Raw genomic sequence first — 26200 nt, 5'->3', positions numbered from 1 at the left:
GTGGCATGACGCTTAAATAAGTCAGTTAAGCAGTTTTTCCAGCTCCGCTTCGGCATCCGCCCTGGCCTGATCGCTCAGGGTGCCGGAAGTCGCTTCCCGCTTCTCGCCCTGTTGCTGCACCGCCTTGGCCGCTTGCTGCTGTGCACTGGTCGCGGCACTGATGGCGGCTGCGCTGCTGGCGGCCTGCTTGGCGCTGTCGTTCACCGCCTTGGTCGCTTGTTGCTGCGCCGTGGTTTCGGCACTGCTGACGGCCTGTTTGGCGGTGTCACTCACCGCCTTGGCGGCTTGTTGCTGCGCCGTGGTTGCGGCACTGCTGGCGGCCTGTTTGGCGCTGTCGCTCACCGCCTTGGCGGCTTGCTGCTGCGCCGTGGTGGCGGCACTGATGGCGGCGGCACTGCTGGCAGCCTGCTTGGCGCTGTCACTTACCGCCTTGGCGGCTTGTTGCTGCGCTGTGGTTGCAGCACTGATGGTCGCTGCGCTGCTGGCGGCCTGTTTGGCGGTGTCGCTCACCGCCTTTTCGGCTTGCTGCTGCGCCGTGGTTGCGGCACTGATGGCGGCGGCACTGCTGGCGGCCTGCTTGGCGCTGTCGCTCACCGCCTTGGCGGTTTGCTGCTGCGCCGTGGTGGCGGCACTGATGGTCGCTGCGCTGCTGGCGGCCTGTTTGGCCGAGTCGCTCGCCGCCTTGGTCGCTTGTTGCTGCGCCGTGGTGGCGGCACTGCCGATCACCTGTCTGGTGGAGTCGGACAGGGCCTTGCTGGCGCTCTGTTGCAGGCCCCCCATCATGGTGCCCAGCAGAGAACTGCCCGCGCCCGTGAGCCCCTGACCGGCACCGGTCAGGGCCGTGGCGGCCGGGGTGGCCTGGGACTGCCAGCCCTGCATGGCGCTGGGCCAGGTCGGGGTGGCGGCCGTCAGGTTTTCCCCGAAGACCTGGGTCGCCCCGTCACCTTTTTGCACCATGACGGCGAGCTGGTTGGTGTCGGCGTTCCAGACCATGCCGGCCTGCTTGGCTACGTCCGGCACGGGGGCGTAGCGGGAGACCACGTAAAAGAGCGGTCCCTCCTGTTGCAGCTCGTCGGCGGTCTTGAGCAGTTGCATGGTGCTCTCGTAGTTGGGCCCCAGCATGGCGGTCATTCTGTCCTTGATCAGCGGCTGCTCGAACAGGTTGGCCTCGTTCGGATCGAAACCGACCAGCGGCTTGAGCAGGGCCCACATCAGCTGGCTGGTGGGGCTCATCATCAGCAGGGGGGCGACACAGGCGGACAACATCAGGCTCAGGCAGGCAGCCTTGAGCAACGGCATGATACGCATTGACAACATATCCAGTTAATTATCTGATTATTAATGGTTATTCATTACCGCATCCCGGCGATGCCGGTGGGGGCCCACGGCAGAACCCTGACAGGCCTTGGCGGGCGCAGGCAGGCTATCATATTGCTTCCGGAATGCCAGATGAGCCGACATTTATTGGTCAAGTCGAGGGCTCTGCTGGTCGCTCTACACTTTCACTCCCCCGTGACAGGAATTCCCATGATCCGTTGTGCAGGTTGTCTGCTGGCCCTTGGCTGGCTCTTCCCCGCGTTGGCCGCCCCGGCGTCCAACACCCTCAGTCACTCGGTGGGCACCGAGCTGGTGCTGCCCCTTGGTTCGCTGCCCGAGCGGGTGTGCTGGTATCAGGATCAGAAATACTCCCAGGGGGCCCGTATCCAGCAGGGGGAGCTCTGGCTGGAGTGCGCGCCGCAACAGGCGATGGAGACCAATGGCCCCCTGATCTGGCGAGAGGTGACGACGCCGTCACAGAGTGGTGAACCGGAGGGCAACCAGCGGACGATCCGGGTGGGCCAGTGAGCCTTTTCTTGATCCAGCTACAGACACGGGCGTGATCTCTATCGCATAATGCGGCTCTTTCTTCTCTTGACTGGGATCTAAGCAATGGCTCGTCGCTCTTCCAATGCACAACGTCGTCGCAGTAGCTGGTGGTACAAACGCTTGTTGGCAAGGGAGCGGGAAGAGCGCGAAGCGCGTTCCGTCCGGGATTGATACCGCATTGAACAACGGAGCCTCGGGCTCCGTTTTTATTGGTGAATATAAGTGCATTACCACAGGCAGGTTTATTACCACAGGTGGATAATGATGCCGCTCTGCCAGTGCACAACGTCGTTGCCGCCGTGAGCTGGCGGTGCAAATCCTTGTTGGCAAGGGAGGGAAGCGCGAGGGTGCTGCGTCCGGGATGGATACGGCATGGAAAGACGGAGCCTCGGGCTCCGTTTTTATTGGTGACTAAAAGTGCATTACCACAGACAGGTTTATTACCACAGGTGGATAATGGTGCCGCTCTGCCAGTGCACAACGTCGTTGCCGCCGTGAGCTGGCGGTACAAACCCTTGTTGGCAAGGGAGGGAAGCGCGCGAGGGCGCTGCGTCCGGGATGGATACGGCATGGAAAAACGGAGCCCTGGGCTGCGTTTTTCATTCATCAAGACCGTCATGCGAGAACGGGGGCCATCAGGCCCCCGTTTTGCTTTTGCAGAGGTTGGCTGCCTGCGACTCAGCGCTGCAGGGCGGCCAGGGCCAGCTCGACCCGTTTGGCGTACTCGGGGTCGGCCTGCTCGAAGTGCCTGAGCTGGGCCGCGACGATGGCGTCATCCTCCACATTGATGAGGGAGCGGGCCAGGTTGGCGGCGAGGCGGGCGCGCTGTCCCTCGTCCATCAGGCGGAAGAGATCCCCCGGCTGGCTGTAGTAGTCGCTGTCGTAGTCACGAAAATCGTAGTGCAGGGCAGCCCCTTCCAGACTCAGGGCCGGTTCGTGCTGCTCGCTCGGCTGCTGGGTGCCGAAGCGGTTTGGCTGGTAGTTGGGGCTGGCGCCACCGTTGCTGTCGGCCCGCATGGCGCCGTCGCGGTGGGCGCCGTGGTGGAACGGGCAGCGCGGGGCGTTGACCGGCAGCAGGCCGTGGTTGACGCCGAGGCGGTAGCGCTGGGTGTCACCGTAGGAGAACAGGCGCCCCTGCAACATGCGATCCGGCGAGAAGCCGATGCCGGGCACCACGTTGGCCGGGGTGAAGGCGGCCTGCTCCACGTGGGCGAAGTAGTTGTCCGGGTTCTGGTTGAGCTCCAGTACGCCCACCGGGATGAGCGGGTAGTCCTTGTGGGGCCACACCTTGGTGAGGTCGAACGGGTGGATCGAGTAGGTCCGGGCCTCGGCCTCTGGCATCACCTGCACATAGACCTTCCAGCGCGGGAAGTCCCCCCGCTCGATGGCGTTGAACAGATCTGCCTGGCTGGTCTCTCTGTCCTGACCGACGGCGGTGGCCGCCTCTTCATCGGTGTAGAAGCGGTGGCCTTGCTCGGTCTTGAAGTGGAACTTGACCCAGAAGCGCTCGTTGGCCGAGTTGATGAAGCTGAAGGTGTGGCTGCCATAGCCGTTCATCTCCCGCAGGCTCCTGGGAATGCCGCGATCACTGAACAGTATGGTGACCTGATGCAGGGATTCCGGGTGGCGTGACCAGAAGTCCCAGGCGGCGGTGGCGCTGCGCAGGTTGGTGCGGGGATCCCGCTTCTGGGTGTGGATGAAGTCGGGGAATTTCAGGGGATCGCGAATGAAGAACACCGGGGTGTTGTTGCCCACCAGATCCCAGTTGCCCTGCTCGGTGTAGAACTTGAGGGCGAAGCCGCGCACGTCCCGCTCGGCGTCGGCGGCCCCCTTCTCGCCGGCCACGGTGGAGAAGCGCAGGAACACCGGGGTCTGCTTGCCGACGGCGTTGAACAGGTCGGCCTTGCTGAAGGCGCTGATGTCGTGGGTCACGGTGAAGGTGCCGTAGGCGCCCGAGCCTTTGGCGTGCACCACCCGCTCGGGAATGCGCTCGCGGTCGAAGTGGGCGAGTTTCTCCATCAACCAGATGTCTTGCATCAGGACGGGGCCGCGGGGGCCGGCGGTGAGGCTGTTGTTGTTGTCGACGACGGGGGCGCCGTTGGCGCTGCGCAGGGTCTTGTCGGTCATGGCGGGTCTCCTTGTGATGAGTCGCCAGACTAGGGGAAGTGGGGGAGCGGCTCCAATGGAGTGTGCCTAACCCTTTGATTGGTTTCGCTGATGGGGGTGGAAACAGACGCCAGCCTTGCGGCAAGATGGGATTCAGCCAATCAGGAGGTCTCATGTCCATCACCATTCGCCGCGCCGGGCCGGAAGATGCCGCCGCCCTGCGGGATCTTCACGCCATGCCCCATGCCCAGGCGGGCACCCTGCAACTTCCCTTCCCCTCCCTGCAGCAGTGGGAGCAGAAGCTGACTCCGCGGGATGGCATCTACAGCCTGCTGGCGGAGTGGGAGGGGGAGGTGGCGGGCGCGCTGGTCCTGATGGTGGAGCCGTCCCCCCGTCGCCGCCACGTGGCGAGCATCGGCATGGCGGTACACGATGACTGGGCCGGGCGCGGGGTGGGCACCGCCCTGATGCAGGCTGCGCTGGATCTGGCGGACAACTGGCTCGGCTTGACGCGGGTGGAGCTGACGGTCTGGGCCGACAATCAGGCGGCCCTGGCCCTCTATCGCAAGGCGGGCTTTGTGGAGGAGGGCGTTGCCCGGGATTACGGCCTGCGTCATGGGGTGCTGGTGGATGCCCTCTACATGGCCAGGGTGCGCCGATGATCGACTATCGCGAGCGCCTGACGCCGGTGCTGCGGGCACTGGAGCAGGATCCGGATCTCTCCATCGAGGCGCTGGCGAGTCGCGCCTGCCTCTCCCTCTACCATTTCCACCGGGTGTTCACCGCCGTGGTGGGGGAGGCCCCCGGCGAGATGTGCCGCCGCCTGCGGATGCAGCGGGCGGCCTGGCAGCTCTGCTACACCGATGCCAGCGTTACCGCCATCGCCCTGGGGGCGGGACTTGGCAGCTCCCAGGCCTTCGCAAAGGCGTTTCGCCGCCACTATGGCTGCACCCCAGGGGCGTTTCGCCGCGACAAGGGCAAGAACGGACACCTGGATCGCAAGGAAGGACACGCATGGCAAGGGGCACTCCCTTATGCTGAAGGCCACTCATCAGCAAGGAGCAACACCATGAACACCGTCGAGATGGACGCCCGCACCCTGGCCTATATCCGCGTGACCGGCCCCTATGGCGAAGGGTATGACGCCGTCTGCCATCGCCTTCACCAGTGGGCCGCGCCCCGTGGCCTGGAAGGGGGAGAGTGGATCTTCATCTACCACGACAACCCCGAGGTGACGCCGCCGGCCCAGTGCCGCACCGACATCGGCATCAGCGTGCCGGTGGGCACCCTGGGGACGGGGGAGGTGGAAATTCAGCACATCCCCGCCGGGCGCTACGCCCAGTCCCGCTACCTCATCACGGATCGCAGCCAGTACGGGGAGCGCTGGCAGGAGCACATCGGCGATATCGTCGCGGCCGGGCTCGCCTTTGGGGACGGCCCCTGCTTCGAGCTCTATCACAGCGTGAGCAATGACCCGCTGCGGGATGACGTGAGCTTCTGCTCCAGCGTGCGCTAGGCAGGCGGCAATAAAACGAGGCGCCCAAGGGCGCCTCGTTCAATTTGGGGTTAATGACCACCGCAGATATCAGGGCTGGCTGGGCACCTTGTTTCGGCGGGACTTCCACCACCAGCGCAGGCGGATCTGGGAGATGAGCATCCCCGCCAGCATCAGGGCGCAGCCGACCACGGCCCGTTCGTCCAGATGTTCCCCCAGCAGCAGGACACCGCCGATGGCGGCGAACACCGTCTCCAGGCTGAGGATGATGGCGGCGTGGGCCGGATGGGCACCGCGCTGCCCCACCACCTGCAGGGTATAGCCGATGCCGACCGAGACCAGACCGGCGTAGAGCAGCGCCTGCCAGCCCGCCACGGCACCACTCGCCGTCGGGGTCTCGATGACGAAGGCCGTGGCCAGGCTGAGCAGGCCGCACACCACGAACTGCACCCCGGCAAGGCGAATGGGGGCGACCCGGTTCGAGTAGTGATCCAGCACCAGCAGATGCACGGCCCAGAACAGGGCCCCGATCACTTGCAGCAGATCGCCGTAGCCGATGGTGAACTCCTCGGTGACGCTGAGGTAGTAGAGCCCAGCCATGGCGATGAGGGCGCCTACCCAGGTGTTGGCCCCGGTCTTGTGGCGCAGGGCCAGGCCGATGACGGGGACCAGAATGATGTAGAGGCCGGTGATGAAGCCCGCCTTGGCGGCCGTGGTGTAGAGCAGCCCCACCTGTTGCAGGGAGGCGGCGGAGAAGAGCACGGTGCCGGCGATGAGGCCCCCGGTCAGCAGCAGGCGGTGATCACCGGCAGGCTGGGGCGGCTGGCGTGACTTGAGCCACCACAAGAGCGGCAGCAGGGAGAGGGCGCCCAGCAGGAAGCGCAGGCCGTTGAAGGTGAAGGGCCCCATGTGATCCATCCCCAGACGCTGGGCGACGAAGCCCAGCCCCCAGATGGCGGCGGCCATCAATAACATCATGTTTGAACGCATACGGAATCATCCCTGAGAAAGAGTCTCGGCGGCACTCGGGCCCCGCCATTACGATACCTGCGAGAAGGGGCGTTTGTCGTCAGCCATTTGTTGCCGGGCGAGGGCAGGATCAGCGGCTGGCCAGCTTGGCGAGCAGGGGCAGCAGGGCGAGCAGCAGCAGGTTGCCCCTAAGGATCCAGATCACCCAGAACTGCTGCTGGGTGGAGACAAGGGGAGCCCGTCCCTGGCGCAAGGATCGGCGCCAGTGGTGGAACAGCCGACTGGGGTAGCCAAAGCTGATGGCCATGGCGAAGAACATCAGCAGCTTGGTGCGGTAACCCGGATTGGCAAACAGGATGGCCGGTGGCTGGGGATGGGCGACCACCAGCAGCACGCCCGTGATGAAGATGAGCAGCAGGGCCAGGGCGGCCAGGCTGTCAGCCAGCAGCAGCTTGCGCACCTGCTCGATGGACATGCCGCGCCGGAACAGGAAATACTCCGAGGTGATGGCACCGGTCAGGGTGATCACGGCGCAGTAATGGAGGGCAGTCAGCAGTTCCGGTTTCAACATCCAGGCCAGTTCCTTCTCGTTGGCCACCTGATGCGCTTCCCTTTGGACGCCATCAGGTGGGGCTGATATTCTGACACTACACGATGTCAGGGGATAGCATGGAGTCAGGGTTGGATAAGCGAGCAGTCTCCAAAAAGACTTGGTCCCTGGTGGCACGGATGCGCCTGGGCCTGCTTCTGCTTTTCATTCCCGTCCTGATGCTGGGTGCCATCTACTACCTGCACATGGAGCGCAGCCTGCAGCGAGAGCTGCAACAGCGCCTGCTCGCCACCAATCACCAGTTGCGCCACGTCTTCATCGAGCCCTACCTGAACGAGATGGAGCGTCAGTTCTCCCTCATCTACGACCAGATCAAGGTGGAGGACATCAGCGGCCCCCGTCTGCGCAACACCGACTCCTATCTCAGGGAGTGGCGTCTCTACAAGGGGGTGATGGCGGATCTCATCTACATCTATGTGGGCACCGCCGAGCGCCAGATGCTGATCTACCCCGAATGGCAGGCGGATGCGGACTTCGATCCCAGGGTGCGCCCCTGGTATCAGCTGGCCAGCCAGCATGTGGGCAAGATGGTCTGGACCGAACCCTACTACGACTACACCAACGGCACGCTGGTGATCGCCCTGGCGCGGGCCATCACCGACAAGGAGGGCAAGGTGCGGGGGGTCTTTGCGGTGGATGCCATCCTGGCCCCCTTCTCCGCCCAGCTGAACCGGCAGTGGAACAGCGGTTACCAGATGATCGTCAACCAGTCGGGCAAGGTGTTGGCCCACCCCGATCCCTCACAACTGCTCAAGCCCATGACCCACCCGACCTGGCTCTCCCGCTTCAGCGGGGAGGACGGCATCTTCCTGGATCAGGCGTCTCGCCAGTTCGTGGCCTACAGCCGCCTGCCGGACCACAACTGGGTGCTGATCAGCGTGTTGCCCGCCTCCAGCATCCAGGCGGTGGTGGCGAGCGCCTCCCTCAACGTGCTCGGGATCATCGTGCTGGCCAGCGTGCTCTACATGGTGCTGGCACTGATCTGGTCCCGTTATTTCAGGCGGATGCTGGACGAGATCTCCACCGTGATCCGGGCCAGCCGGACCCAGCCTGACGAGGTGCACCAGGGGGGGATGCGCGAGCTCAGGCACGTCTATGCCGAGCTGGCGGAGGTGAGCAAGGATTATCACGAGGTGCGCCAGCAGGCGAACCTCGACAAGCTGACCGGCCTTTACAACCGGCGCTTCTTCGACGAGCGGTTGAATCGGCTGCTGCTCGATCAGGACCGCTTCTGCCTGGCCATGATCGATCTGGACGGTTTCAAGCGGATCAATGACACCTATGGTCACCAGACCGGGGACGTGGTGCTCAAGCGGGTGGCCAGCTTTGGCGCCAAGCTGCTGGGGGATCATGGCTGGGTATGCCGCTATGGCGGGGAAGAGCTGGTGGTGCTGTTCGCCAATCCGGATATCCACTTCTGCCAGATGCTGCTGGAGCAGTACAGGATTGGGGTGGCCTCCCTGCACTGGCGTGAACCCGGTCTTGGGATCACCTTCAGCGGCGGCCTGGTGGCGAGTGCCCCCGGGCTTGGGGCCAGGAGCCTGCTGACCATGGTCGATGCCGAGGTCTATCGCGCCAAGGGTGACGGCAAGAATCGCATCTACATGGTGGATCCCCTGGCTCCCCGGGACGACTCGCCCTCAGGGGATGGCATGTTGAGCAAAGAAGAGGCCTGAGGGCCTCTTCTTCATTGCGCGGATCAAGGGTGCAACTGCCAGGTCCAGAGGGGCCAGCCCAGCTCCTCGGCGCACTGGCGCAGGGCGGGGGCCGGATTGACCGCATGGGGATGGCTCACCGCCCGCAGCATGGGCAGATCGTTGTGGGAATCGCTGTAGCCAAAGCTCCCCTGCCAGAGGTGTTCCTTTCCGGCAAAGAGCTGGTTGATGCGGGCCACCTTGCCTTCGCGAAAACTCAGGGTGCCGCGGGTCTGGCCGGTCAGCATGCCTGCTTCCTCGTCGAGCAGGATGGCCACGCAGTGATCCATCCCCAGCATCTGCGCCATGGGGGCCACCAGATGCTCGCCGGAGGCGGAGATGAGCACCAGCTCGTCGCCACGCTGGCGGTGCCACTCGATGCGGGCCAGCCCCTCGGGGTAGAGACGCTCCCGCAGCACCTGTTCGGCAAAGCGGGTGCAGAGGGAGTCGAGCCACTGGCGCGTCCTGCCTGCCAGCGGTTGCAGGGTGAAGGCCATGTACTGGTGCATGTCCATCTTGCCCTGGTGGTAGAGGGACATCATGGCCTGCTCCTCGGCCACCATGCCCGCCGGGGCCAGCTCCTGGGCCACCATGTACTCCAGCCAGAGGCTGGCGGAATCCCCCGCTATCAGGGTCTCGTCCAGATCAAACAGTGCCAGGGCCATGGCTGCTCCTCGGGTTGGCTGCCAGCATCGGGGTACTGGCTGAAAAATGAATGGGATTCATGGCGTTATGCTACCTCACAGAGTTGATCCCGGGCCACCACCAGGGTCACGGCGCTGCCCACCGGCAGCAGATCGCCGGCACGGCGGTTGAGGCAATCCACCGTCAACAGCCCTGCCTCGCACTCCACCTGATAGCGGATGACGTTGCCGAGCAGCTGCTGCTGGCGAACGATGCCGGGCAGGCTGGGCTCGTGGCTGACCGCCCCGGCGGGCAGCAGGGTGATGGACTCCGGCCGCAGCGCCAGCTTGCCGCGAAAGCGCGGGCCGAACAGGGATTTGGCCTGCTCGCCATCCAGCAGGTTGTAGTTGCCGATAAAGCCCGCCACGAACTCGCTGGCGGGGCGGGTGTAGATCTGCTCCGGTGTGCCGCTCTGGACGATGGACCCCTTGTTCATCAGGAAGATCCGATCCGACAGGGTCAGCGCCTCCTCCTGATCGTGGGTCACGAAGATGGTGGTGAGCTCGAGGCGCTGCTGGATCGCGCGGATCTGCTGGCGCAGGCTGCGGCGGATGCGGGCATCCAGCGCCGAGAGCGGCTCATCCAGCAGCAGGATCCGGGGTTGCACCACCAGGGCCCGGGCCAGCGCCACCCGCTGGCGCTGGCCGCCGGAGAGCTCGGCCGGATAGCGGCGCTCGAAGCCGGTCAGCTCCACCAGCGCCAGCGCCTCCTGCACGCTGGCGGCGAGATCCCGCCCCGGCTGGGGCTTCATCTTGAGGCCGAAGGCGACGTTGTCCCACACCGTCATGTTGGGGAAGAGCGCATAGCTCTGGAACACCATGCCGATGCCCCGCTTCTGGGGTGCCTGCCAGGTGATCTCCTCACCGGCTACCCGCACCTGACCGCCATCCACCGGGGTGAGCCCGGCCAGCGCCCGCAGCAGGGTGGATTTGCCGCAGCCGGAGGGGCCAAGCAGGGTCACCAGCTCCCCCTTGCGGATGCCGAATTCAATTCCCTCGAACACCTTGGTGTCACCGTAGGATTTGTGCAGTTGATTCACTTCTAGATGGAACATGTTGATTCACCGATGAAATCTGTTAGCTGCCCAGGTGAGCAGCAGGGTCAGCAGGAAGTAGCTCATCACCAGGGCGCTGGTGAAGTGGCCCGAGGTGGCACGCATGTTGTAGAGGTAGACCTGCAGGGTCTCGTAACGGGTGCCCACCAGCATGTTGGCAAACACGAACTCGCCGAGCAGGAAGGAGAGGGAGAGAAACAGCGCCGCCAGCAGCCCCTTGCGCAGGCAGGGGATCACCACCAGCAGGAAGGCGCGGGCGCTGCTCGCCCCCAGCAGGTGAGCGGCATCCATCAGATCCTTGAGCGGCACCCCCTGCAGGCTGTTGGCCAGCGCCCGGTACATGAAGGGGAGCACCACGGTGAACCAGGTGCCGATCAGGATCCAGGGGGTGCCGATGATGGGCAGGACGCCGTCGGCGTAAATCTGCAGCAAGCCCACCGAGGAGACCACGGGCGGCACCGCGAAGGGGAGCAGGATCAAGAGGTTCATCCAGGGATCCAGCCTGGGGAAGTAGTAGGCCACCACCAGCACGGTGGGCACCAGCACCAGGGTCCCCAGCAGCAGGGTGGCGAAACAGACCAGGAGGCTGCGGCCAAAGGCCGCCAGAAAGCGCGGGTCGCCCCAGAGCTTGAGATACCAGTCGAGGGTGAAGCCATCCGGCAGCAGGGTCGCCCCCCAGCGAGTGGAGATGGAGTAGAGAAAGGTGGCCAGCAGCGGCAGCAGCAGGGTGGCGACCAGCGCCCCCAGCACCCATCTGGGCCAGCGCGGCGTCAAATCATGCATGGGATTGCCCCTTGTTCACATAGCTCTTTTTCAGCAGCCACTGGTTGGCGGCTGTCACTACCCCCAGCAGCACCATCAGGATCACCGCCAGCGCCGCCGCGAGATTCGGCTCGAGGAAGATGTCGCCGGAGACCAGACTGGCCACCCGGATGGTCACCAGGTTGAAGTTGCCGGTGGTGAGGGCGTAGGCGGAGGCATAGGCCCCCACCGCGTTGGCAAACAGGATGATCAGGGTGCCGAGCAAGGCGGGCGTCAGCACCGGCAGCGCAACGTGCCATACATACTGCCCCTTGCTCGCGCCGAGCAGGGCGGCGGCCTGGGGCCACTCATCCTGTAGCGCATCGAATGCCGGGTAGAGCAGCAGCAGGGCGAGGGGGATCTGGAAGTAGGTGTAAATCAGGATAAGGCCGCTGCCCGAATAGAGGTTGAAGCCGTCGATGAGGCCCCAGGATTTGAGCAGCAGGGTCACCGCACCGTTGATGCCGAGCACGATGATGAAGGCGAACGCCAGCGGCACGCCGCTGAAGTTGCCCGTCATGGTGACGAAAGCCAGCAGCACCCGCTTGACCCGCTCGCCACAGTGGCGCAGCGCCGCGGCCCCGAGGGTGCCGATGGCGAGCCCCGCCAGGCTGGCGATGCCGGCGATGCGCAACGAGTTGCCGAAGGATTGCAGATAGAAGGGGGAGCTCAAAATCTCCCGGTAGTGGTCGAGACCCCAGCCATCGGGGGTCTGGACGCTGCCCACCAGCACCCACACCATGGGGGCGAGCTGGAACAGGATCATCAAGAGGACAAAGGGCAGCAGCACGAGGGCCGGCAGCCAGTGGCGGCGCACCCGGCGTGGCTTCACCTGTTGATCCGCGAGGATCTCGGTGGTGGCAGGCATCATCAGTGCACCTCGCGCATAAAGGCCGCCTTGAGCAGCGGGGGGGCTGCCGGCTTGTCGTGGGGAACTCCCAGCAGATCCGCCATCAGGGCGCAGAGCTGGGTCTGGGCGATCGCCACCCCATCCGGCCAGCGCTCGACGAAGGCATCGCCAAAGAGCCAGAGTGGCACGGTGCGCTCCTCGGCCAGGGTGCCGCCATGGCTGAGATCGTTGTTCATGCCGTGATCCGAGGTGATCACCACCTGATACCCCTCCGCCAGCCACTGGGGCAGCAGGTCGGCCAGCAGGCTGTCCATGCGGCGCGCCTGATTGCGGTACTGGCGGGAATCGAGGCCAAACTGGTGGCCCGCATCGTCCACTCCCATGGGGTGGATCAGCAGAAAATCGGGGTCGTACTGGCTGCGCAGCCACTCGCCGTCCATCAGCAGATGGCTGTCGGGGTAGCCGTCGTCCCAGTAGAAGCAGCCGTGCTGGATGGGCAGTTGCTCATCGTGAGTGAAGCGATCGCGGGCCGCCAGCCAGGGGCTCTGGTTGTAGAGCTCGCTCACCCAGTGGTAGGCCGCCGCTGCGGTGCGTTTGCCCGCGGCCCGGGCCAGATGGAAGATGGCGTCGTGTTGGCTCAGGCGCGTCACCCCGTTGTGGGTGATGCCGCTCGCCACCGGCAGCACGCCGGTCAGGATGCACTCGTAGAGAGGGCGGGAGAGGGAGGGCAGGGCGGCACTCAGGGTCGTATGCAGGCCGCGTTCTGCCTCCACCATGCCACAGAGGTAGCCCATGCAATGGGCTACCTCTGCTGCCAGGCCATCCACAAGTACCACTATCACCTTGTGTTGCACTGGCCACTCCTTACTGCATGTTGATCATGACGGTTTCCTGCCACTGGCGCGGCAGGGCCTTGGAGCTCTGCTCCCAGGCGGCGTGATCCTGCACCGGCTTAGCGTTGGCATACTGCTCGGCCGGCAGCAGCTTGGCTTTCACGTCATCCGGCAGGGTCACGTTGCTGCGAATGGGGCGGGCGTAGCCACGGGCCAGGTTGATTTGACCGGCATCGGAGAGGATGTATTCCCGCGCCAACTTGGCGGCGTTGGGGTTCTTGGCCCACTTGTTGATGATGGTGGTGTAGCCGGCGATGACGGAGCCGTCGCTCGGGATCACCACATCAAACTTCTTGGGGTCGATCTGGTCGCGGTAGTTGAGGGCGTTGAAGTCCCACAGCACCCCCACTTCCACTTCGCCTTTCTCGATGTTGGCGATGGTCGGGTCGTTCAGCGACAGACGGCCCTGCTTGGCCAGCTTGCCGAACAGATCCAGGGCGGGTTTCAGATTCTTCTCGCTGCCGCCGGTGGCATAGGCCGCCGCCAGCACGCCGTTGTTGGCCTGGGAGGCGACGCCTACGTCACCCAGGGTCACCTTGTAGTCGCCACCCAGCAGGGATTGCCAGCTGGTGGGGGCGGCCTTGACCAGATCCTTGTTGATCAGGAAGGCGATGGTGCCGGTATAGGCCAGCATCCAGTGGCCATCCGCATCCTTGGCCCAGTTGGGAATGTCGGCCCAGGTGGAGGGCTTGTAGGGCTGGGTGACCCCCTGCTTGACCGCCACCGGGCCGAAGGCGCCGCCCACGTCGCCGATGTCGGCGGTGGCGTTGGTCTTCTCGGCGGCGAACTTGGCGATCTCCTGGGCGGAGCTCATGTCGGTATCCTGATGCTTGATGCCGTAGATGCTGCCGAGCTGCTGCCAGGTATCCTTCCAGTTGGCCCAGCTGTCCGGCATGCCGACGCTCTGGAGCTGGCCCTCACCGCGGGCGGCTTTTTCGAGATCCGCGATGTTCTCGGCGGCAAACAGCGGTTGACTGATGGCCACCAGGGCCAGTGCACTTGCGATCACGCTTTTCATCATCCCATCCCTCTGGACTAGGTCAGTTAAGGTTCGAGAGGGATGCTAGAGGGGAAATATGACGGTGGCGGGGCGCTTTGATGGCAGTTTCGTGACAATCGCCCTGTCATGGCGCTGTCATCAGGGGCGGTTACAACTCGGGGTCGACAACCTCTGGTCTACTCCAGTGGTGTGCAAACCCGAATGACCGACAGGGATGTGACAGTGACAGAGCGATTGAGTGAACAGGGGATGACTGATGGCCGCATACCCTCCAAGTGCGAACAGATTTGCCGGACCCTACGCCGCTATATCGGCAGCGGACACCTGGCGGCGGGGCAGCAGCTGCCCGCCGAACGGGCCCTGAGCGAGCGATTCGCCACCACCCGCATCACCATCAAGGAGGCGCTCTCCAGCCTCGAGGCGGACGGCCTCATCTACCGGGCCGAGCGGCGCGGCTGGTTCGTGGCGCCGCCTCGCCTCACCTACGATCCCGCCATCCACACCCACTTTCACCAGTGGATTGGCGAGCAGCAGCGCACCGCCGAGACCCGGGTGCTGGCCCATGGCAACCAGCTTGCCAGCAGCGAGTTGTGCCGCTGGATGGGTCTGGAACCCTTTACGCCGCTCTACGAGATCCGCCGCCAGCGGCTGATCGACGGTCGCCCCGTGCTCCACGTCAGCCATCACCTGCTGGCGAGCCGCTTCCCCGGCATCGCCAGCGCTCCCCTGGCCAGCTCCCTCACCGAGCTCTACCGGCAGCGCTATGACATAGGCCAGGGCTGGGCGAGCCTCGAGATCACCCCGTCGGCGGCCCGGGGAGAGATAGCCCGCGCCCTCAACCTGGCCCAGGGGAGTGCCGTGCTGCGGTTGGTGCGGGTCAATCATGACGAGGAAGGGAAGCTGGTGGATTGCGACATCGAGCACTGGCGACCGGACGCCATCCGCATCTGCCTGGATACCCGGGCACTGCAACCGCTCGCCACCGGTGCGCGGCAGGTGCAACTGGCAGAGTAGCGGCGTTCTGGCGCGCTGACATGGCGGATCCCGCAGGATCCACCGGGATCAGTTGTCGATGTTGGGGATCAGATCGTCGAAGCTCTGGTAGCCGCAGTCGGCCAGTTGCAGCGACATGGTGTAGGTCTTGCTGCCCTCCCGCTGGCCGATGGCGGGGCGGTTGAGCTTGAGCTCCTGATGCCAGTACTCCTTCATGCGATCGATCAGCGCCATGGCCTCGCTCTCCCCCAGATGGAGCTGGCACAGCGCCATGTAGTTGTTGGGCCTGTGCATGTTCTCCACCAGATAGTCCCCCAGCACCGACATGGCCTGGCGCGCCTGCTGGCGGGCGAAACGGCTGTGCTGCTCGAAGCTGATGCGCTCGCTGATGAGGAAGTGGTAGCTGTTGTCGATGCCAAGCTGCAGGATGCCGAGTTTCTCCAGCTTGCGCAGATAGAGGTAGCAGGAGGCATCGGTCAGGCCGTACTCCCGCTTGAGATCGATAAGGGTCTTGTCGCGCCAGAAGATGTTGGCGAGAAAGGCATAGAGCCCCGGCTCCTTGTGAAACGCCTCATCCTGCTCCTGGGTAAAGACGGCCCGGCGGCTCTGGGCATCCTGGGTCCGGTCCAGCAGCTCTTCGAAGGAGAGTCCCACCAGATGGCAGATCTCCAGCAGGGTGTCGAACGGCAGGGAGGGCTTGTTCATCATGCGCTTCACGGTGGCGATGGAAACTCCCATGGCTTCTGCCAGGGTCTGATAGCGGATCCCCTTGTCGGTCAGGGTTTTCTTCAGGGTGTCGAGGATGTGATTGGCCAGTGTCTGGCTGTAGGTCATGCAACTATTCCTTTATCTGCATTTTTAGTCGTGTCAGAAATTGAGTGGTTTGTCTGTATCGGGCTCAAATTTTGACACCTAGAAAAACCAGAGGAGGGTAACCCGGTGATAATGGCGGAAATGGCCTGACCAGTTGTGGTGCAAGGTGGCAGAAAGTGACACTCGGTGGTGCATATCCTTCAACCTTTCAACATTTTGCTGGTGATGCATATTACATCGCACATAATTCAACACGAATCGGATTCAATACCTTCCTGGTTGAGAAAACGATTGTTTGCTTCCAATTTAAGGGTTTTTTTAACCGCAAGGTTTTATTCTTTCCTGGCATTGAGCGGAACTCGCAAGAGGTCCGCTTTTTTTCTTTTCTCCGAATCTGAGCCCGTCGTCAAGAATGGGGCGCAGTTTTGGTACTTCCTGCGCCACCGACCCCGGAAGGCAGTCCTTTATTCCCCCTGACCGGCAAACAGCTTGGGGATCTCCCGCACCAGCCAGCTCTTGGCCTTGCCCATGGTGTCTCTCCGCCAGGCCAGCACGACCTGGATCTGGTGGCGATATTCGGGACTGATCACCTTGAGTCTGCCCGCCTTGATGTCCTCTTCAATCCAGCGTTGCGGCATGGTGCCGATGCCGAGCCCCGCCAGCAGGGCGTCCCGCTTCTCCCCCATGGTGCTGACGGTCAGGCGCGGCTGCTTGTCGAGCAGGCGGTAGGTGAGCACCGGCTTGCGCAGTGCCGTGTCGGCCACCGCGATGGCGCGATAGCGGCGCAGGGTCTCGTCCGCCAGGGGCTCGGGTTCCTGATGCAGGGGGTGATCGGGGTGGGCGACGTAGAGCATCACCTCCTCCCTGAGCACCTGGTGCTTGATGCCGGTCATGGCGATATCGGCATTGAGGGAGGAGATGAGCAGGTCGGCGCGGCCATCTTCCAGGCACTCCCAACTGCCCGCCAGCACCTCGGCGCGAAACCTCAGCCGGGTATCGGTCTGTTCGGCCAGCCGATCCACCAGGGGGTAGAGAGCCTGTACCGGCATCAAGGCATCGACGGCGATGGTGATGTCGGTCTCCCAGCCACGGGAGAGGGCCCGGGTCTCCCCCACCAGGTGCTCGGCCGCCTCCAGCAGCACCCGGCCCCGCTCCAGCAGCATGCGGCCCGCCGGGGTGAACTTGGTCCTGTGGCCGCTGCGGTCGAACAGCATGGCGTCCAGCTCGTCTTCCAGCTTTTGTACCGTGTAGCTCAGCGCCGAAGGCACCTTGCCCAGCTCGTCGGCCGCCGCCGCGAAGCTGCCACGACGGTCGATGGCGTCCAGCACCCGGATCGCCTCCAGGGTCAGCGCCCGCTCCTTGTTCGATTCCTTGGCCATATCCAACCTTCAATTTTTTTGAATGTGTTTACCAGATTATCTCGCTAACAACTTAGGGGAAGTCACTTTAATATTCAATCAACGCTTAGGCAGGAACGCCTGGCAGCCAAATAAAAGGTAGTTCCGGGCTGAGACATCCCCAACACGATGTCTGATGTCAGCAAAAGAACAACATAGTATTTGAATGATCTCTTGCATGGATGCATTGATTCGGGCCCAAGGGGCCTTGGCAATGACATAAAACCCAAGAGAGTGAATGAACATGAAAAACGTAATCAAGATGCTGGCCGTTGCAGGCCTGATGACCGCAGGTGCCGCCCAGGCTTCCGTTCCCGCTGACTTCAATGCCGCCCCGGGCGTGCTGTTCGTCAACTGGAGCGCCACCGCCGCGATGGACGGCAAGGCCAACCCCATGCTGGAGGTGCGCGACGAGTCCGGTGATCTGCTGGCTTCCGTCCACGCCAACCTGATGGGCACCCAGCAGGTCGCCATCCCGAGCCGCACCCAGGGCAAGCTGACGGTGAGCCTGGGCAACGAAAGCAGCAGCTACCGCATCCCCTTCGGTCTGGGTGACGGTCGCCAGCGTTAATGAACCAACTTGGTCAGTGAGGAGCACACCATGATGAAATTGAGAGCCGCAGAAGCACGGGGCAAGGCCAACTTTGGCTGGCTGGATGCCCGTCACAGCTTCTCCTTCGGTCACTACTATGACCCGGAATGGATGGGACACTCTGCTCTGCGGGTCATCAATCAGGATCGGGTGGCGCCGGGTGGCGGTTTCGCGACCCACCCTCACGCCAACATGGAGATCCTCACCTGCGTGCTGCAAGGCACCATAGAGCACAAGGACAGCCTCGGCCACGCCGAGCAGATCCCGGCGGGGGATTTCCAGCTGATGAGCGCAGGGTCCGGCATCCGGCACAGCGAGTACAACCCCTCGCAGACCGAGCCGCTCTCCCTGCTGCAAATCTGGATCGAGCCGAATGAACACGGCACGACCCCGGGTTATCAGCAGAAGAAGATTGAAAACAAGCCCGGGATGACGCTGGTGGCGTCACCGGACGGCGAGGCGGGATCCTTCAGGATCCGCCAGCAGGCCAGAGTGTGGCGTCTGCAGCTCGCAGAAGGGGAGACCCTCGAGTGGGCATTGCAAGGGCGTCATGGTTACCTGCACATGATTTCAGGGGAGCTGACCGGCAACGGTCTGGCTGCCCGACCCGGCGACGGGCTGCTCAGCCGCGACGAGTCGAGCTGGGTGCTCACCGCCTCCAGGGGGAGTGAAGCCCTGCTGTTTGACCTGCCTTGATAGAAAAATCTTGGCGAAATGAATGAGTTAACAATTAGCTTTTACACTGTAAATACCATGATGGTAAGCAAAGGAATATGACGATGGACAAGATGAAAGATGTGGCACTGCTGGTGGGTCGTGTACTGCTGGCGCTGATGTTCGTGATGGCTGGCTGGGGCAAGATCGGCGGTTACGCCGGTACCCAGGGTTACATGGAAGCCATGGGCGTGCCCGGGTTCATGCTGCCCCTGGTGATCCTGCTGGAGCTGGGTGGCGGTCTTGCCATCATGCTGGGCCTGTTTACCCGCAGCCTCTCTGTGCTGCTGGCCGGTTTCACCCTGATGGCCGCCTTCATCTTCCACTATCAGCCTGCCGAGCAGATGCAGATGCTGATGTTCATGAAGAACGTCTCCGTGGCCGGTGGTTTCCTGGCCCTGGCGGCGGCCGGTGCAGGGGCTTTCAGCCTGGATGCCCGCCTCGGCAAGCACTGGTAATACCCTGACGTTTCAAGTTTTCCAACGCCTTTTGGCCGGTGCCCTGCACCGGCTTTTTTGTGCCCGCTTCCCGGGGATGCCATCTGTGTGACGGCGCGCAGTCCGGACGCCACAAGTGCCTTTTGCATCTTATCCCCCGATCCCCGACAATCCCGATTCGCGTGCCGTGACGGGAATGCCAGAGAGTGTCCCCCCCGCGCACCCCCTCTTCATGAAATTGGCGGGAGTCGTCCATGTTTACCCTCTACCACTCCAATCAGCTGGATCTGCTCAAGGAGCTGCTGGTGAGCCGCATCCGGCAGGCTCCGCTCTCCCACCCCTTCGATCGGGAGCAGATCCTGGTGCAGAGTCCCGGCATGGCCCAGTGGCTCAAGCTGGAGCTGGCCAAGGCGTTCGGCATCGCCGCCAACATCGACTTTCCCCTGCCCGCGAGTTTCATCTGGGAGATGTTCACCCGGGTGCTGGCGGACGTGCCGCGCCAGAGCCCCTACAACAAGGGAGCCATGAGCTGGCACCTGATGACCATTCTGCCCACCCTGCTCGGCAGACCCGCCTTTGCGCCCCTCGCGGCCTATCTGGGGGGCAGTGACGGGGAGGCGCCGGAGCAGGTGCGGCTCTGGCAGCTCTGCCAGAAGGTGGCGGATCTGTTCGACCAGTATCTGGTCTACCGGCCGGACTGGATCGCCCGCTGGGAAGAGGGGGAAGGATTGAGCCAGGAGCTGGCCGGAGTGAGCGGTCAGGATTGGCAGCCCGAGCTCTGGCGCGAGCTGGTGGCCCGCACCCTGGCCCTCAGCCCCAGCGGCTACCACCGCGCCAACCTCTACGAGGCCTTCATCCACGAGCTGGAGCGCACCCGGGATCTGCCGGGCAGGCTGCCGCAACGGGTCTTCGTGTTCGGCATCTCGGCCCTGCCGCCCCGCTATGTGGAGGCCCTGCTGGCCCTCGGCAGCCGCCCCGAGGTGGAGGTACACCTGTTTGTGACCAACCCCTGCCGCTACTACTGGGGGGACTTGCTCGATCGCAAGACCCTGGCGCGCCTCGAAAACAAGCTCAAGCCCGGCACGGATCTCGAGACCCTGCAGGGCCCCGCCAACCCCTTGCTCGCCTCCATGGGCAAGCTGGGGCGCGACTACCTGCACCAGCTGATGGAGCTGGAGGTGCCGCAGATCGAGGCCTTCGTCGACATCGAGGATCGCGACGATGAGGGCAAGGTCACCTTGCTGCGGGCGATCCAGAAAGACGTGCTGGAGCTGGCGGAACGGGGGGCCGGCGAGTTCAGTCTCGATGCCAGCCACCACAAGAGCCCTGTCAGCCTGGATGACGGCACTTTGCAGATCCACGCCTGCCACGGCCCCATGCGGGAGCTCGAGGTGCTGCATGACCGGCTGCTGGCCCTGTTCGAGCAGGATCCCACCCTCACCCCCAAAGACGTGGTGGTGATGATGCCGGACGTCAACAGCTACGGCCCTTACATCCAGGCCGTCTTTGGCAAGGAGGGCGGCAAGGGGCGGGGCGGGGCCCGCGGCCAGATCCCCTTTGCGATCTCCGATCGGGCGGCGAGCCAGGAGAGCCCGCTGCTGCAAAGTTTCCTCGCCCTGCTCAGGCTGCCGAACGCCCGCTTCGGGGCGGGGGAGCTGCTCGCCATCCTGGAGGTGCCCGCCGTGCTGCGCCGCTTCGAGCTGGACGACGACGAGTTCAACGTGCTGCGGCGCTGGGTGCAGGAGACCGGCATCCGCTGGGGGCTGGATGACGACTATCCCGAGCGCTTCGCGCTGCCGCGTCTGTCCGGCAACAGTTGGCTGTTCGGCCTGCGGCGCATGCTGCTGGGCTTTGCCATGGGGGACGGGGAGCCGGTAGCGGGGATCCTGCCCTATGCGGACATCGAGGGGCAGCAGGGGCTGATCCTCGGCAAGCTCGCCTGGTTCGTCGACTCCCTGGCGGAGTTTCTGCCCCGGCTGCAACAGGCGCAGCCGCTGGCCGAATGGCACGCCTGCCTGCTGGCGCTGCTGGAGCGCTTCTATCTCGCCGACGAGGATGAAGAGCGCCAGCTCCAGCTCATCCGCAGCCAGCTCACCGACTGGCAGGCCCAGCTCGGCGAGGCCCGCTTCGAGCAGGCCATCAGTGCCGACCTGTTGCAGGACTACCTCGGCAGCGTGCTGGGGGAGTCCCGCTCCAGCCAGCGCTTCCTCGCCGGTCAGGTCAACTTCTGCACCCTGATGCCGATGCGCTCCATTCCCTTCCGCCAGGTCTGCCTGCTCGGCATGAACGACGGCGTCTACCCGCGCACCCTGCCCCCCATGGGCTTCGATCTGATGGCGGTGGCCTCGCGGCGCGGGGACCGATCCCGCCGGGATGACGACCGCTACCTCTTCCTCGAGGCGCTCCTCAGTGCCCAGCAGGGGCTCTACATCAGCTATCAGGGGTTCAGCGCCCAGGACAACAGCGAGAAGGTGCCCTCCGTGCTGCTGGCGGAGCTCATCGACTACGTGCGCCAGGGCTTCGTGCTGGCGGGGGATGAAGATCTCGACGACGACACCTCGGGCCAGCGGCTGCTCGAACACCTGATCGTGGCGCACCCCCTCACCCCCTACAGCCCGGCCTACTTTTACCCCGAGCCCGGCTCCGGTCTCTTCACCTATGCCGCCGACTGGCTGCCGGCCCTGAGCCCCGAGCGGGGGGCCGCCAACTTCCAGAGCGGCGATCTGCCCCTGCCTGCGGAGTGGGGCAGGGAGCAGGGGCTGGAGCTGGCGGAGCTGCTGCGCTTCTATCGCCAGCCCGCCAGGTACTTCCTCAACCGCCGCCTCAAGGTGTGGTTCGAGCTGGAGGAGGCGACCATCGAAGACAGCGAGCCCTTCGAGCTGGACGGCCTGCAGCACTATCAGCTCAAGGCGCTGCTGCTGGATGCCCATCTGACCGAAGGGGAGAGCGAGGCCCGTCGTTACCGGCTGCAACTCTCCGGCCTGTTGCCGCAAGGGTGGTTCGGCAGCCTGCTGCTGGAGGAGATCGACGGCGAGATGGGCAAGCTGGCGGCGCGGCTGCGCCCCTGGACGGGGGACAAACAGGCGGTGGAGATCGACATCGCCCTGGCCCAGAGGCAGCTCCAGGGCTGGATAGACACCCAGAAGGGACGAGCGCTGGTGGTCAAACCCGGCAGCTTCAACGGCAAGGATCTGCTGCTGGCCTGGATCCAGCACCTTTGCCTCTCATTGAGCAGCGCCCCCGGCGACACCCTGCTGTTCGATGCCAAACAGAGTCTGCGGCTGCCGAGGCTTGCGGCGGACGAGGCGCGGCCCAGGTTGGCGGCCCTGGTGGCCCTCTGGACCCAGGGGATGAAGCGGCCGCTGCCCTTCTTCCCGAGCACCGCCTGGGAGTGGTTCAAGGCGATCGAGAAGGATCCGGCAAAGCCGGAGGAGGCCGACAAGGCGGCGCTTGCCCGCTTCAACGGCGGCTACATGGTGACGGGAGAGGGGCAGGACGTCTATGTCGCCCGCTGCTTCCCGGAACTCGATGACGAGGTGCTGGCCCAGTTGCAGGGGCTGGCCCGTGAACACCTGACCCCGCTCCATCAGGCGCTGGAGGAGTTGCAATAATGGCTAACCCGCTCAATCCCCTGCGTTTCCCCCTCTATGGCGAGCGGCTGATCGAGGCCTCCGCCGGGACCGGCAAGACCTATACCATCGCGGGCCTCTATCTGCGCCTCTTGCTGGGCCACGGCCCGGTTATCGAACAAGCAGGCGAGGAGGGGGGAGACGCCGGTCAGCCCTGTGCCCACGAGCGGCCCCTGTCGGTGACCGAGATCCTGGTGGTGACCTTTACCGAGGCGGCCACCGCCGAACTGAGGGGGCGGATCCGCGCCCGCATCCACGAGGCGCGTCTCGCCTTTATGCGCGGTCACAGCACGGATACCCTGCTGGCCCAACTGCTGGTGGAGGTGGAGGATCACGATCTGGCGGCCCGTCGCCTGCTGGCCGCCGAGCGGCAGATGGACGAGGCGGCGGTCTTCACCATCCACGGCTTCTGCCAGCGGATGCTCAGGCAGAACGCCTTCGAGTCGGGCGCCCTCTTTGAAACCGAATTTTTGACCGACGACAGCCGGCTCCGGCTGCAGGCGGTGAGTGACTACTGGCGCGCCGAGTTCTATCCGGTGGATCAGCCCCTGGCCCGGGCGGTGCGAAGGCTCTGGCCGAGCCCCGCCGCCCTGCTGCGGGAGATGGGGAGCTGGCTCGACAACGACGAGCTGGAGATCCGCCCGGTGGCGGGGGACGAGACCCTGGCGGCGCGGCACAGCGTCGCCATGGCCCGCATCGGGGCGGTGAAAGCCGGGTGGCTGGCGCAGACGGACGAGATCCGCCGCCAGACCGAGGGGCAGATCAGCCGTTACACCGGCAAGAACTACGAGGGGTGGCTTGCCAAGATTGGCGACTGGGCGCAGGACGAGGCCAGCGGCTACGTCCTCCCCAAGGAGCTGGAGCGCTTCGGCCAGCAGGCGCTGGAGGAGAACCTCAAGAAGGGGGGAACGGTGCCCACCCTGCCGCTCTTTGGCGAGATAGACGCCCTGCTGGCGAGCCGACCCGGCATCCGGGATCTCGTCTTGCAGCGGGCGGCCAGGGTGGTGCGCAGCCGAATGCAGGAGAGCAAGCGCCAGGCCCATCAGCTCTCCTTCGACGATCTGCTGCGGGATCTCGACGGGGCGCTCGGCTCGGGCCTGGGGGAGCGGCTGTGCGAGCGCATCCGCGCCACCTACCGGGTCGCCATGATCGATGAATTCCAGGATACCGACCCCCAGCAGTACCGCATCTTCCATCGCCTTTACGGCGGTCACCAGGACACGGCGCTCCTGATGATCGGCGACCCCAAGCAGGCCATCTACGGCTTTCGTGGCGCCGACATCTTTACCTACATCCAGGCGCGGCGAAATGTGAGCGCCCACTACACCCTGGGGCGCAACTGGCGCTCAAGCCGCGCCCTGGTGGCGGCGGTCAACGGCCTGTTCGAGCGGGCGAAGGATCCCTTCATCTACGAGGCGGACATCCCCTTCCTGCCGGTGGAGGCGCAGGGCAAGAGCCGGGCACTGCTGATCGAGGGGCAGACCGCCCCCGTGCTGCACTGCTGGCAGCTCACCGGTCAGCCCACCTTCAACAAGGGGGAGTACCAGAGCAGGATGGCCCGCGCCACGGCGGCGGAGATCCATCGCCTGCTCACGCTGGCCCGGGAGGGCAAGGCGATGCTCGGCAGCGAGCCGGTCAGGGCCGGGGATATCGCCGTGCTGGTGCGCACCGGCGCCGAGGGCAAGCTGGTGCAGCAGGAGCTGGCGCGCCTTGCCATCGCCTCCGTCTATCTGTCGAACCGCGAGAGCGTGCTGGCCCAGGTGGAGGCGCGGGAGATCCTGCTGATCCTGCACGCCTGCCAGAACCCGAGCGATGAGCGAAGCCTGCGGGCGGCGCTCGCCACCGGCCTGTTCGATCTCGATGCCAGGGCCCTGGACGCGCTGGCCTCGGACGAACGGGCCTGGGAGAGCGCGGTGCAGGAGTTCATGGGATACCGCGCGGTCTGGCATCGCCACGGGGTGCTGGCCATGCTGCGGGCCCTGATGCACGGGCGCAACCTCGCCGCCTCCCTGCTGGCGAGCCCCTACGGGGAGCGGCGGCTGACCAACTTCCTCCATCTCGGCGAGCTGCTGCAACAGGCGAGCGGCGAGCTGGACGGGGAGTACGCCCTGCTGCGCTGGCTCGGGGAGGCGGTGAGCCAGCCCAACGGCCAGGACGGGGAGCAGATACTTCGCCTGGAGTCCGAGCGCAAGCTGGTGCAGATCGTCACCATCCACAAATCCAAGGGGCTGGAGTACCCGCTGGTCTTCCTGCCGTTCATTTGCAGCCACCGCGCCGCCGACACCCCCCTGTTCCACGAAACGGGGGAGGCGGGCAATCGCACCGTGCTCGATCTCACCGGTGCCGAAGAGTCCCTGGCCGAGGCCGACAAGGAACGCCTCGCCGAAGACTTGCGCCTGCTCTACGTGGCCCTGACCCGGGGGGTCTATGCCACCTGGCTCGGGCTGGCGCCGGTGCGCTCCGGGGCGGGCAAGTCGGAGAAGACCGACCTGCACCGCACCGCCATCGGCTACCTGCTGCAAAAGGGGGAGGAGGGGGACGCCGGGACACTGGCGACCGCCCTCACCGACCTGGCCCAGGCCCTGCCGGGAGTGGCCGTCGGTGAGCCCTCGCTCACCCGCCCGGCCCCGCTGCCCGCCGAAGCGGAGAAACCGGGTGAGCCCACCGTGCGCGCGTTCCAGGGGCAGCTTGAGCGGGACTGGTGGATCAGCTCCTACTCCGGGCTCGCGGCCCAGGGCAACGGCCACGGCAAGGGGGTGCTGGCCAACCCCGGCTTCGACGACGAGGTGGCCACCGAAGCTGCCGTCACCGTGCAGGAAGAGGAGGCGCCCGCCCCTTCCATCTTCACCTTCCCCAAGGGGGCGCGTCCCGGCACCCTGCTCCACAGCCTGTTCGAGACCATCGACTTCGAGCACGCGAAGGGCGAGTCGCTGGCACAGCACATCGCCGCCCTGCTGACCCAGGAGGGGTTCGACGAAGGCTGGGCCCCCGTGCTGCAACAGCAGGTGGAGGCGGTGCTGGATACCCCCCTTGAGACCGGCCTTGGGGATCCGGTGCGGCTGCGGGATCTGGCACCCGAGCGCAAACAGGTGGAGCTGGAGTTTTTTCTGCCCATGGGGCGGGTGACGGCACCGGCGCTCACCGCACTCTGCCAGCAGCACGACCCCCTGTCGCGGGGCGGCAAGCCGCTCGGTTTTGCCACCGTGCAGGGGATGCTCAAGGGCTTCATCGACCTGGTGTTCGAGTGGCAGGGGCGCTGGTATCTGCTCGACTACAAATCGAACCACCTTGGCATGAGCCCCGCCGATTACGGCCGCCCGGCCCTGGAGCGGGCCATGCGCGAGCATCGCTACGATCTGCAATACCAGCTCTATTCGCTGGCCCTGCACCGGCTGCTCGCCTTGCGGCTGCCGGGCTACGATTTCGACCGGCATTTTGGCGGGGTCTTCTATCTCTTCCTGCGCGGCATGCCCCAAGGGGGCATTTTCCATGCCCGGCCCAGCCGGGAACTGGTGCTGGGGCTGGACGAGTTGTTTAGTAAAGGTGTGACGTCTGACGATCATCGTTTAGAAAAATCGAACAAGGCAGAGGCATGAGGGGCGA

The 26200-nt window shown here is 64.8% G+C and carries 22 protein-coding genes; 10 read left to right on the top strand and 12 right to left on the bottom strand.

Going from position 1 to position 26200, the window contains the following annotated elements; translation table 11 throughout:
- Positions 1 to 21: 21 nt before the first annotated feature.
- Positions 22 to 1308, bottom strand: coding sequence for a hypothetical protein (locus AB5Y54_RS04540; protein ID WP_368153288.1), 1287 nt, complete (start codon positions 1306 to 1308; stop codon positions 22 to 24).
- 219 nt (positions 1309 to 1527) lie between these two features.
- Here AB5Y54_RS04540 and AB5Y54_RS04535 point away from each other — a divergent pair, with 219 nt between their 5' ends.
- A complete protein-coding gene (locus tag AB5Y54_RS04535) occupies positions 1528 to 1845 on the top strand; it encodes a DUF1496 domain-containing protein (protein ID WP_039040821.1) in 318 nt (105 codons plus the stop codon).
- Positions 1846 to 2544: 699 nt separating this feature from the next.
- Here the strand turns inward: AB5Y54_RS04535 and AB5Y54_RS04530 are convergent.
- Positions 2545 to 3993 carry a catalase gene (locus AB5Y54_RS04530; protein ID WP_368153287.1) on the bottom strand — a complete coding sequence of 483 codons (1449 nt, stop codon included), beginning with the start codon at positions 3991 to 3993 and terminating at the stop codon, positions 2545 to 2547.
- A gap of 152 nt (positions 3994 to 4145) precedes the next feature.
- On the opposite strand from AB5Y54_RS04530, the gene AB5Y54_RS04525 reads away from it, so the two are divergent.
- Entirely contained in the window at positions 4146 to 4634 is a 489-nt protein-coding gene (locus AB5Y54_RS04525; RefSeq protein ID WP_128272481.1) for a GNAT family N-acetyltransferase, read from the top strand.
- The gene (locus tag AB5Y54_RS04520; protein ID WP_109112076.1) at positions 4631 to 5488 is read left to right on the top strand and encodes a GyrI-like domain-containing protein; all 858 of its coding nucleotides are present in this window, start codon (positions 4631 to 4633) and stop codon (positions 5486 to 5488) included. The genes AB5Y54_RS04525 and AB5Y54_RS04520 overlap by 4 nt, the downstream gene beginning before the upstream one ends.
- A 69-nt stretch (positions 5489 to 5557) precedes the next feature.
- Here AB5Y54_RS04520 and AB5Y54_RS04515 read toward each other — a convergent pair whose 3' ends face one another.
- Together AB5Y54_RS04515 and AB5Y54_RS04510 are read right to left on the bottom strand one after the other, a co-directional pair.
- Entirely contained in the window at positions 5558 to 6457 is a 900-nt protein-coding gene (locus AB5Y54_RS04515) for a DMT family transporter (RefSeq protein WP_042864813.1), read from the bottom strand.
- A gap of 109 nt (positions 6458 to 6566) precedes the next feature.
- Positions 6567 to 7007, bottom strand: coding sequence for a DUF2214 family protein (locus AB5Y54_RS04510; RefSeq protein WP_029314852.1), 441 nt, complete (start codon positions 7005 to 7007; stop codon positions 6567 to 6569).
- Positions 7008 to 7117: 110 nt separating this feature from the next.
- On the opposite strand from AB5Y54_RS04510, the gene AB5Y54_RS04505 reads away from it, so the two are divergent.
- Complete coding sequence (locus AB5Y54_RS04505; protein WP_052815311.1) at positions 7118 to 8722, top strand: sensor domain-containing diguanylate cyclase; 1605 nt, start codon at positions 7118 to 7120, stop codon at positions 8720 to 8722.
- 23 nt (positions 8723 to 8745) lie between these two features.
- Here the strand turns inward: AB5Y54_RS04505 and AB5Y54_RS04500 are convergent, their stop codons facing one another.
- From AB5Y54_RS04500 to AB5Y54_RS04475, 6 genes are all read right to left on the bottom strand, one after another.
- On the bottom strand, positions 8746 to 9405 hold the full coding sequence (locus AB5Y54_RS04500; RefSeq protein WP_041214057.1) for an HAD family phosphatase: 660 nt from the start codon (positions 9403 to 9405) through the stop codon (positions 8746 to 8748).
- A gap of 65 nt (positions 9406 to 9470) precedes the next feature.
- Complete coding sequence (locus AB5Y54_RS04495) at positions 9471 to 10478, bottom strand: ABC transporter ATP-binding protein (RefSeq protein ID WP_202016954.1); 1008 nt, start codon at positions 10476 to 10478, stop codon at positions 9471 to 9473.
- Positions 10479 to 10484: 6 nt separating this feature from the next.
- Entirely contained in the window at positions 10485 to 11261 is a 777-nt protein-coding gene (locus AB5Y54_RS04490) for an ABC transporter permease (protein WP_039040132.1), read from the bottom strand.
- Positions 11254 to 12150: an ABC transporter permease subunit gene (locus AB5Y54_RS04485; RefSeq protein ID WP_104454902.1), complete on the bottom strand. Its 897-nt coding sequence runs from the start codon at positions 12148 to 12150 to the stop codon at positions 11254 to 11256. Before AB5Y54_RS04485 ends, AB5Y54_RS04490 begins: the two co-directional genes overlap by 8 nt.
- Positions 12150 to 12983 (bottom strand): alkaline phosphatase family protein, encoded by an 834-nt coding sequence (locus AB5Y54_RS04480; protein WP_143236968.1) that lies wholly within the window; start codon positions 12981 to 12983, stop codon positions 12150 to 12152. Before AB5Y54_RS04480 ends, AB5Y54_RS04485 begins: the two co-directional genes overlap by 1 nt.
- 10 nt (positions 12984 to 12993) lie before the next feature.
- Positions 12994 to 14040 (bottom strand): ABC transporter substrate-binding protein, encoded by a 1047-nt coding sequence (locus tag AB5Y54_RS04475; RefSeq protein ID WP_368153286.1) that lies wholly within the window; start codon positions 14038 to 14040, stop codon positions 12994 to 12996.
- 183 nt (positions 14041 to 14223) lie between these two features.
- Between AB5Y54_RS04475 and AB5Y54_RS04470 the strand changes: the two genes are divergently transcribed.
- A complete protein-coding gene (locus AB5Y54_RS04470) occupies positions 14224 to 15036 on the top strand; it encodes a UTRA domain-containing protein (protein WP_182956431.1) in 813 nt (270 codons plus the stop codon).
- 48 nt (positions 15037 to 15084) lie between these two features.
- Here AB5Y54_RS04470 and AB5Y54_RS04465 read toward each other — a convergent pair whose 3' ends face one another.
- A complete protein-coding gene (locus AB5Y54_RS04465) occupies positions 15085 to 15849 on the bottom strand; it encodes a helix-turn-helix transcriptional regulator (protein WP_010675913.1) in 765 nt (254 codons plus the stop codon).
- Between the two features lie 443 nt (positions 15850 to 16292).
- Positions 16293 to 17207 (bottom strand): LysR family transcriptional regulator, encoded by a 915-nt coding sequence (locus AB5Y54_RS04460; protein WP_010675912.1) that lies wholly within the window; start codon positions 17205 to 17207, stop codon positions 16293 to 16295.
- 256 nt (positions 17208 to 17463) lie between these two features.
- Between AB5Y54_RS04460 and AB5Y54_RS04455 the strand changes: the two genes are divergently transcribed.
- The 5 genes from AB5Y54_RS04455 to recB all read left to right on the top strand — a co-directional run bounded on the left by AB5Y54_RS04455 (position 17464) and on the right by recB (position 26193).
- Complete coding sequence (locus AB5Y54_RS04455) at positions 17464 to 17796, top strand: hypothetical protein (protein ID WP_041211883.1); 333 nt, start codon at positions 17464 to 17466, stop codon at positions 17794 to 17796.
- Positions 17797 to 17826: 30 nt separating this feature from the next.
- Positions 17827 to 18513, top strand: coding sequence for a pirin family protein (locus AB5Y54_RS04450; RefSeq protein WP_010675910.1), 687 nt, complete (start codon positions 17827 to 17829; stop codon positions 18511 to 18513).
- An 83-nt stretch (positions 18514 to 18596) separates the two neighbouring features.
- Positions 18597 to 18989, top strand: coding sequence for a DoxX family protein (locus AB5Y54_RS04445; protein WP_010675909.1), 393 nt, complete (start codon positions 18597 to 18599; stop codon positions 18987 to 18989).
- 233 nt (positions 18990 to 19222) lie between these two features.
- Positions 19223 to 22579, top strand: a complete 3357-nt coding sequence (gene recC, locus AB5Y54_RS04440; RefSeq protein ID WP_368153285.1) for an exodeoxyribonuclease V subunit gamma — start codon at positions 19223 to 19225, stop codon at positions 22577 to 22579.
- Positions 22579 to 26193, top strand: a complete 3615-nt coding sequence (gene recB, locus AB5Y54_RS04435) for an exodeoxyribonuclease V subunit beta (RefSeq protein WP_368153284.1) — start codon at positions 22579 to 22581, stop codon at positions 26191 to 26193. The genes recC and recB overlap by 1 nt, the downstream gene beginning before the upstream one ends.
- The last annotated feature ends 7 nt before the right edge of the window (positions 26194 to 26200 follow it).

Source organism: Aeromonas sp. s9 (assembly GCF_040907765.1).
Classification (GTDB): Bacteria; Pseudomonadota; Gammaproteobacteria; order Enterobacterales; family Aeromonadaceae; genus Aeromonas; species Aeromonas caviae.
Note: the sequence above shows the minus strand (reverse complement) of the source record. Positions and strands in the feature narration are given on the sequence as shown.